The sequence below is a fragment of the Lutibacter sp. B1 genome (assembly GCF_012524075.1).
Lineage (GTDB): Bacteria > Bacteroidota > Bacteroidia > Flavobacteriales > Flavobacteriaceae > Lutibacter.
In genome coordinates, this window is the sequence record NZ_JAAZUI010000001.1 from 78,339 (window position 1) to 96,507 (window position 18,169).

At 29.3% G+C, this 18,169-nt stretch carries 14 protein-coding genes; 9 read left to right on the plus strand and 5 right to left on the minus strand.

Annotated features, from left to right (window positions below; genetic code table 11):
- Nucleotides 1-148: 148 nt before the first annotated feature.
- From HGB55_RS00320 to HGB55_RS00335, 4 genes are read left to right on the plus strand one after another with little or no spacing between them, the layout of a single operon-like run.
- A complete protein-coding gene (locus HGB55_RS00320; RefSeq protein WP_168813507.1) occupies nt 149-715 on the plus strand; it encodes an RNA polymerase sigma factor in 567 nt (188 codons plus the stop codon).
- Nucleotides 696-1,241, plus strand: a complete 546-nt coding sequence (locus HGB55_RS00325; protein ID WP_168813509.1) for a hypothetical protein — start codon at nt 696-698, stop codon at nt 1,239-1,241. Before HGB55_RS00320 ends, HGB55_RS00325 begins: the two co-directional genes overlap by 20 nt.
- A complete protein-coding gene (locus tag HGB55_RS00330; RefSeq protein WP_168813511.1) occupies nt 1,234-2,301 on the plus strand; it encodes a hypothetical protein in 1,068 nt (355 codons plus the stop codon). Before HGB55_RS00325 ends, HGB55_RS00330 begins: the two co-directional genes overlap by 8 nt.
- Before the next feature lie 11 nt (nt 2,302-2,312).
- Entirely contained in the window at nt 2,313-3,035 is a 723-nt protein-coding gene (locus HGB55_RS00335; RefSeq protein WP_168813513.1) for a head GIN domain-containing protein, read from the plus strand.
- 34 nt (nt 3,036-3,069) lie between these two features.
- Here the strand turns inward: HGB55_RS00335 and HGB55_RS00340 are convergent, their stop codons facing one another.
- The 5 genes from HGB55_RS00340 to rpmH form a co-directional block, all read right to left on the minus strand.
- Nucleotides 3,070-4,245 carry a GlmU family protein gene (locus tag HGB55_RS00340; protein ID WP_168813515.1) on the minus strand — a complete coding sequence of 392 codons (1,176 nt, stop codon included), beginning with the start codon at nt 4,243-4,245 and terminating at the stop codon, nt 3,070-3,072.
- Between the two features lie 69 nt (nt 4,246-4,314).
- On the minus strand, nt 4,315-4,689 hold the full coding sequence (locus HGB55_RS00345; RefSeq protein WP_168813517.1) for a HEPN domain-containing protein: 375 nt from the start codon (nt 4,687-4,689) through the stop codon (nt 4,315-4,317).
- 72 nt (nt 4,690-4,761) lie between these two features.
- A complete protein-coding gene (gene nifJ / locus HGB55_RS00350) occupies nt 4,762-8,292 on the minus strand; it encodes a pyruvate:ferredoxin (flavodoxin) oxidoreductase (RefSeq protein WP_168813519.1) in 3,531 nt (1,176 codons plus the stop codon).
- A gap of 419 nt (nt 8,293-8,711) precedes the next feature.
- Nucleotides 8,712-11,561 (minus strand): carbamoyl-phosphate synthase large subunit, encoded by a 2,850-nt coding sequence (carB, locus tag HGB55_RS00355; RefSeq protein WP_168813521.1) that lies wholly within the window; start codon nt 11,559-11,561, stop codon nt 8,712-8,714.
- 140 nt (nt 11,562-11,701) lie between these two features.
- Nucleotides 11,702-11,863 (minus strand): 50S ribosomal protein L34, encoded by a 162-nt coding sequence (gene rpmH / locus HGB55_RS00360; RefSeq protein ID WP_168813523.1) that lies wholly within the window; start codon nt 11,861-11,863, stop codon nt 11,702-11,704.
- Between the two features lie 191 nt (nt 11,864-12,054).
- Here rpmH and HGB55_RS00365 point away from each other — a divergent pair, with 191 nt between their 5' ends.
- The 5 genes from HGB55_RS00365 to HGB55_RS00385 all read left to right on the plus strand — a co-directional run bounded on the left by HGB55_RS00365 (nt 12,055) and on the right by HGB55_RS00385 (nt 18,076).
- On the plus strand, nt 12,055-12,930 hold the full coding sequence (locus tag HGB55_RS00365) for an SDR family oxidoreductase (RefSeq protein WP_168813526.1): 876 nt from the start codon (nt 12,055-12,057) through the stop codon (nt 12,928-12,930).
- Nucleotides 12,931-12,951: 21 nt separating this feature from the next.
- A complete protein-coding gene (locus HGB55_RS00370; protein WP_168813528.1) occupies nt 12,952-14,097 on the plus strand; it encodes a hypothetical protein in 1,146 nt (381 codons plus the stop codon).
- A gap of 42 nt (nt 14,098-14,139) precedes the next feature.
- Nucleotides 14,140-15,072, plus strand: a complete 933-nt coding sequence (locus HGB55_RS00375; RefSeq protein WP_168813530.1) for a glycosyltransferase family 2 protein — start codon at nt 14,140-14,142, stop codon at nt 15,070-15,072.
- Nucleotides 15,073-15,125: 53 nt separating this feature from the next.
- Nucleotides 15,126-15,650: a class I SAM-dependent methyltransferase gene (locus HGB55_RS00380; RefSeq protein ID WP_256368411.1), complete on the plus strand. Its 525-nt coding sequence runs from the start codon at nt 15,126-15,128 to the stop codon at nt 15,648-15,650.
- Between the two features lie 812 nt (nt 15,651-16,462).
- Nucleotides 16,463-18,076 carry a CTP synthase gene (locus tag HGB55_RS00385; RefSeq protein WP_168813534.1) on the plus strand — a complete coding sequence of 538 codons (1,614 nt, stop codon included), beginning with the start codon at nt 16,463-16,465 and terminating at the stop codon, nt 18,074-18,076.
- The last annotated feature ends 93 nt before the right edge of the window (nt 18,077-18,169 follow it).

Genomic DNA, 18,169 nt, shown 5'->3' on the forward strand with positions numbered 1-18,169 from the left:
AACTTACATCAAATTCATTCACTCTTGCTATTATTAAATTTCAATTGTTATGCCAAATAAGTTTATATAGCTGATATTTTTTTTAGTAATTTTAATTAAAACTGTAACAGTTAAAAAATAAACGTGTCTTTTTAATAGAAATCGATTTTTGAAAGCAGAGAATCAACATAAAAATCAACTGTTAGAGCTTTGTAAAAAAGGGGATAAAGGTGCCCAGTTTGCTCTATACAAACAATATTATAAGGCTATGTTTAACACAGCTTATAGAATTGTACAGAATAGTTTTGATGCTGAAGATGTTATGCAAGAATCATTTTTAGCAGCTTTTACAAAATTGGATTCGTTTAGTGGTAATGTAACATTTGGTGCTTGGCTTAAAAGAATTGTAATAAACAATAGTATTACCTTATTAAAAAAGAACAATAATTTTGATACTGTACCTCTTGAAAAAGTGAATCTGAAAGAGAATGAAAATGATGAGCATAATGTGAATGACTATAGTTTGCTTAAAGCCGGCGATATTTTAAAAAAATTATCACAATTAAAAAATAATTATAAAATAGCTTTAACACTAAATTTAATTGAAGGTTACGATTATGAAGAAATTGCTCAAATAATGGATATTAGTTATGAAAACAGTAGAACAACAATATCCAGAGCAAAAAATAAATTAAGACATCTTTTATCTCAAGAATATGAAGGACAATATAGATAAACTATTTAAAGATTTAGAACATCAATTCGATATTGAAGAACCAACTATTGGGCACTTTGACAGATTTGAAGCTAAATTAAATAAAACAAACTCTAATAATTCTAAAAAAAAGAATTTTAAACTATTGCCTTATGTTGCAGTTGCAGCCTCTTTTATTTTGTTATTTGGTATTTGGTTAGGTGCTTCTTTTTCTAATAAAGGAATGGAATTAGCAAACGTTTCATTAGAAATGAAAGAAACACAAAATTATTTTATAACAACTATTCAAAAAGAACTTGAAACTATTGAAAAAGAAAGAAATAATGACACTGAGCTATTAATTAAAGACGCACTTCTACAATTAAATAAGCTGGAAAAACAATACCAAAAACTTACTTTAGAACTTAAAGAAAGTAATAAAGATAAAAGAGTTATTTACGCAATGATTTCAAATTTTCAACAACGTATTGATGTTTTACAAGGTTTATTAAATAAAATAGAAGATGTTAAACAACTAAAAAAACAAAACAATGAAACCTATGTATAAAATATTACTTATTTTATTTTTAATTCCTTTTACAATTACTGCAACAAATAACAAAGGAAAATACACCAAAAACAAAGTAATTACTAAAGAGTTTAAGGTTAACAAAAACGCATCATTAAATGTTATAAATAAGTATGGAAATATTGATATTGTTACTTGGAGCGAGAACAAAATTGTTATTAAAGTTAGTATAACAACCAGTGGTAACGATGAAGATTATGTTAAAAAACGCTTAGATCAAATTGATGTGGAATTTGACGCCGGTTCAAACAGCGTTTCTGCCGAAACTATTATTGAAAAACAATACAGTTCTTGGAGTTTTTGGGGAAAAAGAAACAATGTAAGTATGGAGATTAATTACACTATTAAAATGCCGGTTACTAATAATGTTCACCTAAATAACGATTATGGAGCAATTAGCATAGATAAACTTGAAGGAAGTTCTAAAATAAATTGCGATTATGGTTCTTTAATTATTGGTGAGTTATTAAGTTCTAATAATACTTTTAATATTGATTATATAAATAAATCAACTATAGAGTTTGTTAAAGAAGCAACTATTAATGCTGATTATACTTCATTAAGTATTGAAAAATCTGAAAAAATAAAATTAAATGCCGATTATTCCAACATCTCTATTGAAAAAGTTTCAAACCTTAATTATAATTGTGATTATGGAAGTTTAAAAGTTGGAGAATCAGATAATATCTACGGAAGAAGTGATTATATGCCAACAACCATTGAAAATATTAATAGTACAGGTGATTTTGATATAGATTACGGTTCATTAAAAATAAATGAGGTTAATACTAATTTTAAAAAAATAAAAATTAACTCATCATACACAAACGTTAAAATTAAAAGTAGCCAAAATACTTCTTTTAATGTTGTAGCTTCTTTAAGTTATGGAGGTTTTAAATATGATGATGGCTTCACTTTTAATAAAGAGATTACTAAAAGTACTTCAAAATACTATGAAGGATATCATAATTCACCAAATTCAAACTCAATAATCGAAGTAGATTCAAGCTACGGAAGCATTTCATTTCTAAATAATTAAAATTAAACATCATGAAAAAACTAATTAGTTTAATCGTTCTTTTAACTATAACTGTTACTATAAATGCCCAATTTTTTAATAAAAAAATTAATGGTAATGGAAATATTACAACTGAAACCCGAAAAATTTCAAATTTTGACAAAATAAGTGTAGGTGGTTCCTTCCATGTAGAATTATTTAAAAGTAATGAAAACACTATAACAATTAAAGGAGATGAAAATGTATTGGAATTTATTGTTACTGAAGTTGAAAATAATAAATTGAAAATATACTTTGAAAAAGGCTACAATATAAATACCAGAAAAGCTGTTCAAATTACAGTACCGTTTAAAAATTTGGAAGAAGTTGCTTTGGCCGGTTCCGGAGATATTATTTCCAATGATGTTATTGAAGCTGACACACTAGAAACATCTATTGCAGGATCTGGTGATATTGAATTAAAAGTTTCCACAAATAAATTATCGTCTAACGTTGCCGGCTCGGGTAATACTAATTTTACCGGAAACACTAATGACTTTAATTGTAGTATAGCGGGTTCCGGAGATATTATGGCCTATGATTTAACTTCTAAAATTGCAACTATTAAAATTGCAGGATCAGGTGATGTTAAAGTGAATGTAACTGATGAAATTCATACTTCTAATGTAGGTTCCGGTGATGTATATTATAAAGGAAATCCTTCTGTTATAAAAGCAAAATCAGTTGGTTCCGGAGATATAATTGATAAAAACTAAACAAAAAAAGCCTCGAAAATTTCGAGGCTTTTTTTTAAAAATTTCTATATTTTTCAGTTATTTTAAAAACGTGCTCTAAAATACGTTGTTCCTTTTCATCAAACTCTAAATCTCTTCTTTTAAATACTAAGTTGGCAGTTTCTTTGGCTTTATTAATTTGGTATGTTGAAAATCCTGCTGCACCTCCCCAACTAAAAGAAGGAATAAAATTTCTTGGGAAATTGCTTCCATAAATATTTGAACTAACACCTACAACCGTCCCTGTATTAAACATAGTATTTATGGCACATTTAGAATGGTCTCCCATCATTAAACCACAAAATTGCAATCCGGTTTTATCAAACCCTTCTTTTTCATAATTCCACAAACGTACTTCGCTATAATTATTTTTTAAGTTTGAATTGTTTGAATCTGCTCCAATATTACACCATTCACCTAGAACAGAATTACCTAAAAAACCATCATGTCCTTTATTAGAGTATCCCATAATAACAGAGTTATTAACTTCACCTCCAACTTTACAATAGGGACCTACTGTAGTTCCTGTATAAATTTTGGCTCCCATTTTAATTACAGAGTTTTCCCCCAAACTAAAAGGGCCTTTTATTAAACTACCTTCCATTATTTGGGAGTTTTTACCAATATAAATTGGACCTTCACTTGCATTAAGAACTGAGAATAAAATTTCGGCTCCTTCTTCAATAAAAATGTTTTCTTTATTTAAATATTGAACTCCTTTTGGAATTGGAAGTGATTTTCTTCCTTCGGTAATTAAATCAAAATCTTCTTTTATAGCTATATGATTTAAAGAAAATAAATCCCACGTATTTTTAATTTGAAGCACGTCAAAATCAACTTCAATTTGTTCATAATTATCAAAATCAACTTCTTCTTGTGTTTCATCAGTAAAAAAAGCAATTACTTCATCATTCTTAAAAATTGCTTGATTTTTATTGAGCTCTTTAACTATTTCAATTAGCTTTTTATTAGGTAAAAACGAAGCATTTATCATTACATTTTGCTCCATTTCAACCATAGGATATTTTTCTTCTAAATATTCTTCAGTAAGGGTAGTTGTAGTAAAACCTAAATGTTGCTCCCATTTTTCTCGTATGGTTAAAATACCAATACGCAAATCTGCAACAGGTTTAGTATATGTAAATGGCAATAGTGCATTTCTAACTGTACCATCAAATAAAATATAATTCATTACAATAGTTGTTTTACACAAAGGTACAGTAAGTTTTTTCTTTCTCAAATGAAAAAGAAAAATAGTAATTTATAAGACTTTATTTTTTCTGAAATAAGTATCTATTGTATCAGCAGTATCAAAACATGCACTAACAGTATTCAATTCAGAACAATAACGTGAATCTATTGTATGATTTTTACATGCAATAGCACTCATTTCTATTGTTTTGAAATTTTTATCAACTTCAACACATTTATTATATAATGTTTCAATTGTTTCGTTTGGCTGAAGTTTAACATTATGTTTGGTTAAATACCCTTTTAAATAATTTTCAATTGCAAATTGAGAATTCTTACAAACTGAATAACTTACTATGTCTTCAGAAGGTTTTAATAATTCTTCTTTTGCTATTTTTAATTTTTTTTCTGCTTCTTTAAAAAAAGCTTCTGATCTGGATTTCATATCAATAGTTTTTAAAGAGTTAAAAAAAGTGCCAGATATATTTTACACCCGGCACTTTTATTCTAAATTAATCTATAAATTTTTATAAAGCTCTAGTTTTTCCCACTGAACATCAATTTGTTCTTGAGCTTGATCTAACAATTCTTTAGCCAATTCAGCATTGTCTTTAACAACTCTACTGAAACGAGACTCGTTATACATAAAGTCGCTTACCGGTGCTGAAGGTGCTTTAGAATCTAATCTGAATTTCTTTCCTTTAACTTCTAAAGGATTGAATCTAAATAATGGCCAATAACCTGTTTCTACCGCTTTTTCTTGGTGTTTAGCACCATCTTTTAAATCGTAACCATGTTCACCACAGTGTGAATAAGCTATAATTAATGATGGTCCAGGATATGCTGCAGCTTCTTCAATAGCTTTTAATGTTTGGTTGTCTTTTGCGCCAATTGCAATTTGAGCAACATAAACATTACCGTAAGATACTGCTTGCAATGCTAAACTTTTCTTAGCAATTGGTTTACCATTCATTGCGAATTTAGCACTCGCTCCAAGTGGTGTAGCTTTAGACGCCTGACCTCCGGTATTTGAATATACTTCAGTATCCATTACTAAAACATTTACATCTTCTCCTGATGCTAATACGTGATCTAAACCACCAAAACCTATATCATAAGCCCATCCGTCACCACCAAATATCCAAACTGATTTTTTACGTAAGTACTCAGAAAGGTTTCTTAGTTTTTTAGCTTCATAAGTATCAATAGTATCTAAAATACGGTTAAGTTCTGCAATTTGATTTAATTTTTCTTCTTTTAAAGTTTCGGTATCTTCAGGATTTTCAATTATTGATTTTACTAAATCACTTCCAACTTTATTTTCTAAAGATTTTAATAAATCAACAGCAATTTCTTGCTTTTTAGTTAATGCTAAACGCATACCTAAACCAAATTCGGCATTATCTTCAAATAATGAGTTTGCCCAAGCCGGACCACGTCCAAATTTATTAGTTGTATAAGGCGTTGTTGGTAAGTTACCTCCATAAATTGAAGAACAACCAGTAGCGTTAGCCACCATCATATTATCACCATATAATTGTGTAATTAATTTGATGTATGGTGTTTCACCACATCCTGAACAAGCTCCTGAAAACTCAAATAATGGCTCTAAGAATTGTGATCCTTTAATGGTAGAAGTTTTAAGTTCTTTTCTATCATAATCAGGTAATTCAATAAAGTAATTCCAGTTTGCATCTTCAACTTCTTCAACTTTACGTTTTTCAGTTAAATTAATTGCTTTAAAGTTTTCAATCTCTTTGCTTTCAGCAGGACAAACGGCAACACATAAATCACATCCTGTACAATCTTCAGGAGAAACTTGAAGTATATAACTTTCTGTATTACTGTCGAATGGTCTACCTTTAGCCGGAACATATTTTAAACTAGCCGGAGCATCAACTAACATTTCATTAGGAACAACTTTTGCTCTAATTGCTGCGTGTGGACAAATACTAACACATTTATTACATTGTGTACATAGATTTTCATCATCCCAAACAGGAACAAAATCGGCAATACCACGTTTTTCATATTTGGTTGTTCCTGTTGGGAATGTTCCATCAATTGAAAAAGCACTAACCGGTAAAGTATCTCCTTTTCCTGCTAAAATAGTACCCAAAATTTCTTTTACAAAATCATCGGCATCTTCTGTCATCATTGATTTTAATCCATCTTTATTAGTTAAATGACGAGGATATTCAACTTGTTGAAGGTTTTCCAAGGACATATCAACTGCCTTAAAGTTCATTTCAACAACTTTATCTCCTTTATGAGAGTATGATTTTACAATGGCATCTTTAATTTTTTTGATTGCTTCATTTTTTGGAAGCACACCAGAAATTGCAAAGAAACAAGTTTGTAAAACAGTATTTGTACGTTTACCTAAATTAGCTTCGTGAGCTACATTGGTTGCATCAACAACATAAAAATCAACATCATTATCAATAATTCTTTGTTGAAGTGTACTTGGCAATTCTGTCCAAACTTTATATTTAGAAAAAGGAGAGTTTAATAAGAATGTACCTCCTTTTTTAATATGTTCTAAAACATCGTATTTATAAATAAAGTTAAATTGATGACATGCTATAAAGTTTGCCTTATTTATTAAATATGAAGAATCAATTGGATCTGGTCCAAAACGTAAATGTGAAACTGTTTGGGCTCCTGCCTTTTTAGAATCGTACACAAAATAACCTTGTACATAATTATCGGTTGTTTCACCAATAATTTTAATTGAGTTTTTATTTGCACCCACAGTACCATCTGATCCTAAACCGTAGAACATACAATTAAATGTAGATTTTTTGGTTTTGAATTCCGGATTAAATGATAAACTTGTATGAGTAACATCATCATTAATACCTATTGTAAAATGGTTTTTAGGTGAATTTTTAGCTAGTTCATCAAAAATACCTTTAACCATTGCAGGTGTAAACTCTTTAGATGAAAGTCCATAACGTCCACCAATAATTGTTGGCATGTTTTCACCCATTTCAACGTAAGCGTTAACTACATCTAAATATAATGGTTCACCAATACTTCCAGGTTCTTTAGTTCTGTCTAATACAGCAACTTTTTTAACTGTTTTAGGTAATTTTTCAATAAAGTCATAAACTGAGAACGGACGGTATAAACGCACAAATAATGCTCCTACTTTTTCATCTTGTTCAGCTAAGGTTTCTACAGTCTCTTTTACAGCTCCTTCACCAGAACCCATAATAATTACTACTTTTTCTGCTTCAGGATGACCTATATATTCAAATAAACTATATTTTCTACCTGTTTGCTTGTAAAATTCGTCCATAGTTTTTTGAACTATTTCAGGTACTTTTTCATAAAATGGATTTGCAGCTTCACGTGCTTGGAAGAAAACATCCGGATTTTGAGATGTACCTCTAATTACAGGGTTATCAGGGTCTAATGAATTTTTTCTATGCTTCATTACTTCCTCTTCCGGCATCATGGCTTTAATAACTTCATCAGGAATAGCATCTATTTTAGAAATTTCGTGAGAAGTTCTAAATCCATCAAAAATATTTAAAAATGGCACTCTACTTTTTAATGCTGCAACTTGAGTTATCAATGCAAAATCATGAGCTTCTTGTACTGAGCCCGCAAATAACATTGAAAAGCCTGTTGCTCTAGTAGCCATAACATCAGAATGATCACCAAAAATTGATAATGCATGAGTTGCTACTGTTCTTGCAGCTACATGAATTACTGTTGGTAATAATTCTCCTGCCATTTTATACATGTTAGGAATCATAAGTAACAACCCTTGAGATGCTGTAAATGTAGTAGTAAGTGCTCCTCCTTGCAAAGAACCGTGTACTGCACCTGCTGCACCACCTTCACTTTGCATTTCAATTATTCGAGGAACATTTCCCCAAATATTTTTTTTACCTTTTGCACTAAAAACATCAACATGTTCACCCATAGGTGATGCCGGAGTTATTGGGTAAATAGCACAAACTTCATTTGTTTTATGTGCCACACGAGCTACTGCTTCGTTAGCATCACAAATTAATTTTGAATTTTCTTGTTTCATTTTACGTTATATTTACACATTATTATTTGCAAAACGAATATTATATATGGGAATATTTTGCAAATTAACTTATTCATTATTAAATTATTTACAGTAAAATTATAGCAATAATGTAAAAGTTATAATGATATATGTCAGTAAATCAGCCCTAAAAAATTATTTAGAATTGATAAAAATAGAAAACGTAACTTATTGATTTTAAGATTCTAAAAAAAATAAAAAATATATAACTTTTAAAGTTTGTAACAATATTCACAAAATAAAAAGATTAAAAAGTCTTCAAATAATTCGTATATAACTTAAATAAAATAAATTTAGAAAATTTAGGCTGCTGTAATAAGCCGTAAAATTTTATCATTAAATAAAAAAAGCCGACTAAATTTAGTCGGCTTCGAATACAATAATATAATGTAGGTATTTTATTTTGTTAAATACATTTTTCTGCGAGAATACAATTCGTAAAATTGATCATCTTTTAAATTATCAATAAATAGTATGCTCTCTCCGGTAGATTTCATTTCAGGGCCTAACTTTTTATCTACATTTGGAAATTTATTGAAAGAAAACACAGGTTGTTTAATAGCAAAACCATCTAATTTAGGGTTAAATGTAAAATCTTTCACTTTATTTACACCTAACATTATTTTAGTAGCGTAATTTACGTAAGGTTCTTGATACGCTTTTGCAATAAATGGCACGGTACGAGATGCTCTTGGATTTGCTTCAATAATATAAACAATATCATTTTTTACAGCAAACTGAATGTTTATTAACCCAACTGTTTTTAAAGCTAAAGCTATTTTTTTTGTATGATCTTTTATTTGCTGCATTACAAACTCACCTAAATTAAATGGTGGTAATGTTGCATTAGAATCGCCTGAATGAACCCCACAAGGCTCAATATGTTCCATGATACCTATTATATATATATCTTCACCATCACAAATAGCATCAGCTTCAGCTTCAATAGCACCATCTAAATAATGATCAAGTAATAATACATTATTTGGTATTTTACGTAATAAATCTACCACGTGCTTTTCTAATTCTTCCTTATTAATTACAATTTTCATTCCCTGTCCACCTAAAACGTATGATGGACGTACTAAAATTGGAAAATCTAAACTATCCGCTATTGCAGAAGCCTCATCGGCTGTTGTGGCAGTTCCGTATTTTGGAAAAGGAATTTTTAGATCTACCAAAAGTTCTGAAAATCGTTTTCTGTCTTCGGCTAAATCTAAAGCTTTAAAGCTAGTTCCTATTATTTTTATTCCGTATTTATCTAATTTTTCTGCTAATTTCAGAGCTGTTTGTCCGCCTAACTGTACAATAACACCTTCCGGTTTTTCATGCTGAATGATATCGTAAATATGTTCCCAAAAAACAGGTTCAAAATATAATTTATCGGCAATATCAAAATCGGTTGAAACAGTTTCAGGATTACAGTTGATCATAATAGTTTCATATCCTGCTTCTTTAGCTGCCAAAACACCATGCACACAACAATAATCAAATTCAATTCCTTGCCCAATTCTATTTGGACCGGAACCTAGCACAACTATTTTTTTTCTATCTGTAACTATACTTTCATTATCTGCAAAGGAACCTTCAGCAGTTTTCATTTTATTTTCAAAAGTAGAATAGTAATAAGGAGTTTCCGCATTAAACTCTGCTGCACAAGTATCTACCAATTTATAAACTCTGTTAACTCCTAATTCTTTTCTTTTAGTATAAACTTCACTTTCCCAACAATCTAACATATGAGCAATTTGCCTGTCTGCAAAACCTTTTTGCTTAGCTTCCAATAACAACTCATACGATAAAGTTTCAAGTTTATTTGTAGAGATTTCCTTTTCTAAAGCTAATAATTCTTCATATTGCTTTAAAAACCACATATCAATTCTTGTAATTTCATGAATTCTACTTAATGGGATTCCCATTTGAATAGCATCATAAATAACAAATACCCTATCCCAACTAGGATTTTTTAATTTATCTATAATAACATCGTAGTTCTTTTCTCCTTTACCGTCTGCTCCTAATCCATTACGTTTAATTTCTAATGATTGTGTAGCTTTATGAAGTGCTTCTTGGAACGAGCGTCCAATTCCCATTACTTCTCCTACCGATTTCATTTGTAATCCTAACGTACGGTTTGAACCTTCGAACTTATCAAAATTCCAACGAGGTATTTTTACAATCACATAATCTAATGTTGGTTCAAATAAAGCTGAAGTGGTTTTAGTAATTTGATTTTCAAGTTCATCTAAATGATATCCTATAGCGAGTTTAGCTGCAATTTTTGCAATTGGATATCCTGTAGCTTTTGAAGCTAAGGCTGATGAACGTGATACACGAGGGTTAATTTCAATAGCAATAATATCCTCTTTATCATCCGGACTAACAGCAAATTGAACGTTACAACCTCCTGCAAAATCACCTATTGAACGCATCATGTGTATTGCCATGTCACGCATTTTCTGAAAAGTTGTATCACTTAAAGTCATTGCCGGAGCTACTGTAATAGAATCTCCTGTATGAATTCCCATAGGATCCATATTTTCGATAGTACAAATAATAACTACATTATCATTTTTATCTCTTAATAATTCCAGCTCATATTCTTTCCAACCTATTAAAGCTTTATCAATAATTACTTCATGTATAGGAGATGCTTCTAAACCTCTACGTAATAAATCGTTAAAATCTTTTTCATCATAAACTATCGATGCTCCATAACCTCCTAAAGTAAATGACGGACGTATTACTAATGGAAAACCATATACTTGAGCAATTTCTTTTCCTTTTAAAAATGAATTTGCGGTAGTTGAAGGTGCTTGTCCTACACCAATTTCAAGCATTAATTGTCTAAATTGCTCTCTATCTTCAGTAATATTTATAGCGGCAATATCAACACCTATCAACTTAACATTATAATCATCCCAAACGCCTTTATCTTGTGCCTCAATACATAAATTCAACGCTGTTTGTCCGCCCATTGTTGGTAAAACAGCATCAATATTTGGATGCATTTCTAAAATTTGAATAATTGATTTTGTAGTTAAAGGTTTTAAATAAACATTGTCGGCTAATGACGGATCTGTCATAATTGTAGCCGGATTTGAGTTTATAAGTGTAACTTCAATTCCTTCTTCTTTTAAAGATCTAATTGCTTGAGATCCTGAATAATCAAATTCGCATGCTTGACCAATAATAATTGGGCCGGAACCAATTATTAAAATAGATTTAATGTTAGTATTTTTAGGCATTTGTGTATATAAAAATTTTTGGTGTAAATATCAAAAAAAATCGTTTTTATTTACTATTTAATTTACAGAACTTATTAAAAGATATAAAAAAAAGGTGTTACTTAAAAAAGTAACACCTTCTATATAAATAATTTTATTCATTATTTCTTAGGTCTTGGATCTGAAGAAACACTTAATCTCTTTCTACCTTTAGCTCTTCTTCTAGCTAAAACTTTTCTACCAGTTGCAGAAGCCATACGTTCTCTAAACCCATGTTTATTTCTTTTCTTTCTTTTTGACGGCTGATATGTTCTTTTACTCATTACAAATATCTTTAAAAAATCGTGTTTCTTTTATTCATGCTTTTTTGTAGAATACCTCTCTTTAAAAGCGTTGGCAAATATACAATTACTTTTGTTTATGACAAATAGATTTTTAAAAAAATTAAAAATAATTATTTCAGAGGTTAAAAATGAAAAAATATTTACATTTATAAAAATAAAAAATCGAAACTATGTATCAAAAACCAATGCTTAAAGAAGATAGCTTAAAAAATCAAGTAATTGTTGTAACCGGAGGGGGAAGTGGTTTAGGGAAAGCTATGTCTACTTATTTTTTAGAACTGGGAGCAAATGTTGTAATAACTTCAAGAAATATTGAAAAATTAAAAGCTGTAAAAAATGAATTAGAAGAAAAAACCGGAGGAAAAGTATTAGCTGTACAATGTGATGTAAGAAATTACAGCGAAGTTGAAAATGTTTTACAAGCTACTTTAACCGAATTTGGCAAAGTTGACGGACTTTTAAACAACGCTGCGGGTAATTTTATAAGTCCAACCGAACGCTTATCGGCAAATGCTTTCGATACCATTATTGATATTGTTTTAAAAGGAAGTAAAAACTGCACATTGGCTTTTGGTAAACATTGGATTGACACTAAACAAGAAAAGTCTACTATTTTAAATATTGTAACCACGTACGCCTGGACAGGTTCGGCTTATGTAGTGCCATCAGCTACTGCAAAAGCAGGCGTATTGGCTATGACTCGATCTTTAGCTGTTGAATGGGCTAAATACGGAATACGATCTAACGCCATTGCTCCGGGTCCATTTCCAACCGAAGGCGCATGGGATAGGCTACTTCCGGGAGATTTAAAAGATAAGTTTGACATGAAAAAGAAAGTACCTGTTGGTAGAGTTGGTGAACATCAAGAATTGGCTAATTTAGCCGCTTATCTAATGAGTGATTTTTCGGCATATATTAATGGTGAAGTAATTACTATTGATGGTGGAGAATGGCTAAAAGGAGCAGGCGAATTTAATATGCTGGAAGCTATACCAAAAGAAATGTGGGATATGTTGGAAATGATGATACGTAGTAAAAAAAAGTAGTAAAATATAAAAACTGAACAATTGGACATAAAGCAATTTATTAAGGAAGAAAAAATATTCTCACTAATAATTATACTATCTTTAGTTTCATCATTACGAACTCTAGTTGTTCCTCTTCAAGGTGATGAGCTAACATATCTTAAGCTTGCCAATAACTTATTGAATGGTAAATATTACCTATTAAATAATCCTTCAACCGTTGCTCCTATTATTCCTTTTATTATTGCATTTTTTAAAATAAATGCATTTCCAATGTTAGGTTTTGCTCTAAGTAAATTGTTTCATATTGGGTTAACAATATTTGGCTTTAGATACTTATACCTATTCTTAAAAAAACAACAGATAGATAACCGTGTTATATTATCTATAATAGCACTCACCGCAGTTAACCCTATTGCAATAAACTACTTTGGAAGCCTATATCCAGAAGCAATTTTATTCTTTTGTTTTTGGGGGTTTCTTTACTATTCTATATCAGAATGCAGTATTAAAAACTTTATAAAAATGCTTGGGTTATTTTTATTAATAAGTATGACAAGGTATTTATATCTTGTTTTAGGAATAATTGTAATTTTCAATATTTATAGATATTATAAAACTTTTAACAAAAAAAATATATACAAACTAATAAATTATACTATCATAATCATTTTACCTATTCTTTTTTGGGCTAAATATGTATATAATATTGAACAAAACAACTTATCCGAAATAAGTTATTTTAATAGATTTAAAACTGAAAATCAGTTCCTTTATAATGTAAAAGCTGGACTTGGAATTATTAAACATCATGAAGTTAGTAGAATAAATGGTATTCCTGCTTTTATTTCACTTTTTGTACCAATAACTGGTTTTAGAAATTATTTGGGAAGTGTGATTTTGATTTTGGCTTTTGCTTTTGGGTATTATAAAAAAAATAATTCATTTGGAATCAAAATCTTAATAATATCTATACTAATTACTATGCTAGGCCTTATATTTGCCGGAACAGGTTTTAGCAGATATTGGCTAATTTTATTACCTGGTTTTTTACTAGGATATTATTTTTTAGCAACTAAATTTAATATAAATGATAAATGGTTTATTTATACATCCCAAATTATTTGTTTCATTTATATTGCTAATGAAATACGACTCAATTTTTTAATCCTTAACAAGCATCTCTAATTTATTTTGAACTAAATGACATCAAAAAAGATAATAATATATATGCCTGCTCTCAACGAAGGGCAAACAATTTATAAGGTGCTAAAATCTGTTCCAAAAACAATAAAAGGTTTTTCTAGTTTAGAACTGTTAGTAATTAATGATGGTAGTATAGACAATACTGAAGAAGAATCTTTAAAATCTGGAGCAACTGTAATCAACCATAATTATAATAAAGGCGTTGGAAATGCTTTTCAAACAGCCTTAAACTATTCTTTAAAAGTAAATACAGATATTTTAGTTAGTATTGATTCTGATGGACAGTTTGATGTTAATCAAATAGAAGAAATGATTTCACCCATAATAAAAAATGAAGCGGATTTTTGCATAGGAAATAGATTTAGTAATTCTAAGCCTGAAAAAATGCCTAAAATAAAATATTGGGGCAATCGTCAAATAAGTAGAATTGTTAGCTTCGTTGGGAATTCTAAAATACAAGATGCATCCTGTGGATTTAGATCTTATTCAAGAGATTGTTTACTTAATTTAAATTTACAAGGAAGTTTTACTTATACACATGAAACCATTTTAGATTTAGTAGATAAAGGATATAGAGTTGCACAAGTTCCTGTTAATGTAAAATATTTTGATGATAGAGTTTCTAGAGTTGCTGATAATCTATTTAAGTATGCAGTAAACACTTCATTAATCATCTTTAAATGTTTAAAAGATTACAAACCCTTACAATTTTTTTTATCAATAGCACTGTTTGTACTATTAATTTCCTTTTTTATGGGAGGTTTTGTCTTAATTCATTGGTTTAAATACGGTACAATTACACCTTATAAAAGTTTAGGAATTATAGCACTTTCCTTTTGTGGTATGTCTTTATTATTAACCATACTTGCTTTTGTAGCCGATATGCTTAACCGTATTCGAAACAATCAAGAAAAAATGTTATACCTCATAAAAAAAGATTATTTTGAAAGAGATTGATCATTCAAAACTTAATATTAGTGTAATTAAATCAAATAAATAAGGAATTTATAATGAATGACATTATTGGAAAAAAATTAGAAAAAATTAGGATTGATAAAGTGATACCTCATATTGAAGGTAATCTACTAGATATAGGCTGTGGAAATAATCAATTGACTAAGACATATGGTCAAGGAATTGGTGTAGATGTTTTCGATTGGGGAAACGTAGATATTCTTGTTGAAGACACATCTAACATCCCATTAAAAGATAAATCATTTAATACAATTACCATTATTGCAGCACTTAATCATATACCAAATAGAGATAAAGTAATTAAAGAGTGTCATAGGCTTCTTGATATAAATGGCAAACTAATAATTACAATGATACCTCCCAATATTTCAAGAATATGGCATTTTTTAAGAAAACCATGGGATATTGATCAAAAGGAAAGAGGAATGAAAGATGGGGAAGTTTTTGGTATGAAAGAGAAACAAGTTATTTCATTAATGGAAGCAAATAAATTTAAGATAACCAAAGTTTCCTATTTCATGGCTAGAATAAACAAATTATACATTTGTCAAAAAAAATAACAATAAATTGCAATTAAAAACATTTAAAAATATTGTAAGTAAAGAAAATAAAATATTCTTTTTGAAATATATTATTATAAGTTTACTTGGTTATCTATTTATTTTTATTGGACTTTTCATTTTAATAAATATTTTCAAAATAAACAAATCCTTTTCTTTTTTAGTAATCTATGGAATAAACTACTTAATTTTATATATTGTACAGTTAAAGTACTTATTTAACACTCAACATCACAATAGTAAATTAATTCGATTTGTTGGCTTTATTCTATTCTTCTATTTATTAGCAAATATATTATATAATATAGGTCTTAAACTAGAATTAAATTACTTACTATCGACCGCCCTAACAATAGTTATTTTAATGCCTTTTAGATTAATTATTTCAAAAAAAATTGTTTTTAAAGGTTAACTATACAACTTGTAAACTATTGATAATAGGGTTAATATCAACTATAAAAAATAAAAAAGTGATTTTTGTTTTGAAATCCTACAAAACTTATAAGATATGCCAAATATTAACTTTTTGTAATTATATATATAAAATAGCAGCTTATATTATAACGAAAAATAATTTATATATTTATGGTCAATAATAAACTAGAAAATTAGTGAATGCGAATCCGCTACTTTTCATATACAAGACCATTAATAAAATTAAAGCCCCAAATCTATTTAAAAAGCAACCGTTTTTAATAAAAATACTTGATTTTCAAACAACTATTAAACTCTTTAAAATTTATTTCAGTTTTAGAGGGTTCTTTTTTTGTCAACTAAAATAGAGTTAGTACTTTTGCTCAAACCTAAGCACAATGAATAAAACTAAATATGTTTTTGTAACCGGAGGCGTAACTTCATCACTTGGAAAAGGAATTATTGCCGCCTCTTTAGCAAAATTATTACAAGAAAGAGGTTACTCTGTTACCATCCAAAAATTAGATCCTTATATTAATGTAGACCCGGGAACATTAAACCCTTACGAACATGGTGAATGTTATGTAACTGACGATGGTGCTGAAACAGATTTAGATTTAGGTCATTACGAACGTTTTTTAAACATTCCAACCTCTCAAGCAAATAATGTTACTACAGGTAGAATTTATCAATCTGTAATTGATAAAGAACGTAAAGGAGATTTTTTAGGAAAAACCGTGCAAGTTATTCCTCATATTACTGATGAAATAAAAGACCGCATCCAAATTTTAGGGAATACAGGTAATTTTGATATTGTAATTACTGAAATTGGAGGTACAGTTGGTGATATTGAATCTTTACCTTATGTAGAAGCTGTTCGTCAATTATTATGGGAATTAGGTGAAGAAAATGCGATTGTTATTCATTTAACACTTGTGCCTTATTTAGCTGCGGCCGGTGAACTTAAAACCAAGCCAACACAACATTCTGTTAAAATGTTGATGCAAAGTGGTGTTAGTCCGGATATTTTAGTTTGCAGAACAGAACATGAAATTTCCGAATCAATAAAAAGAAAACTCGCTCTTTTTTGCAATGTTAAACAAGAAGACGTTATAGAATCAATAGACGCTAAAACCATTTATGATGTCCCCAATTTAATGCTTAAAGAAGGTTTAGATACTGTAGTATTAAAAAAATTACAATTACCTTCAGACAAATTACCAAATTTAAATGCTTGGAACTGCTTTCTGAAAAAATTTAAAAACCCGAAATACACTGTTGAAATTGGTTTAATTGGTAAATATGTTGAATTACGCGATGCATACAAATCAATTTCAGAAGCTTTTATACATGCAGGTTCTCAAAATGAAATAAAAGTAAATATTCACTGGATTCATTCTGAAGAATTAAATGTTGAAGATGTACCCGGAAAATTAAAACATTTAAATGGTATTTTAGTAGCTCCCGGTTTTGGAGGAAGAGGTATTGAAGGTAAAATTGAAGCTGTTAGATATGCACGAGAAAACAACATTCCGTTTTTAGGAATTTGTTTGGGTATGCAAATGGCAGTTATTGAATTTGCAAGAAACGTATTAGGTTTGGAAGATGCTAATTCTACCGAAATGGATGAAAAAACTCCATATCCGGTAATTGATATTATGGAAGACCAAAAAGATCTTACAATTTATGGTGGTACAATGCGTTTAGGCGCTTGGGATTGTAAACTTGAAAACAATAGTAAGGTAAAACAAATATATAAAAGTGACATGATTAGTGAACGTCACAGGCATAGATACGAATTTAACGATACTTATTTAGAACAAATACAAAATGCCGGAATGATTGCAACCGGAAAAAATCCTAAAACCAATTTGGTAGAAGTAGTTGAGATTCCATCACATCCTTGGTTTGTTGGTGTTCAATATCATCCGGAATATAAAAGTACTGTATTAAATCCGCATCCATTATTTATTGATTTTATAAAAGCCGCTTTGGAACACTCTTTGAAGTAATATAGAATCATCAATAAAAACTAAATAATAAAGATACATTTACTACATTTGTCGCGCTTTTTACTTTTTTATTGAAAAGTTTAATGACAAACT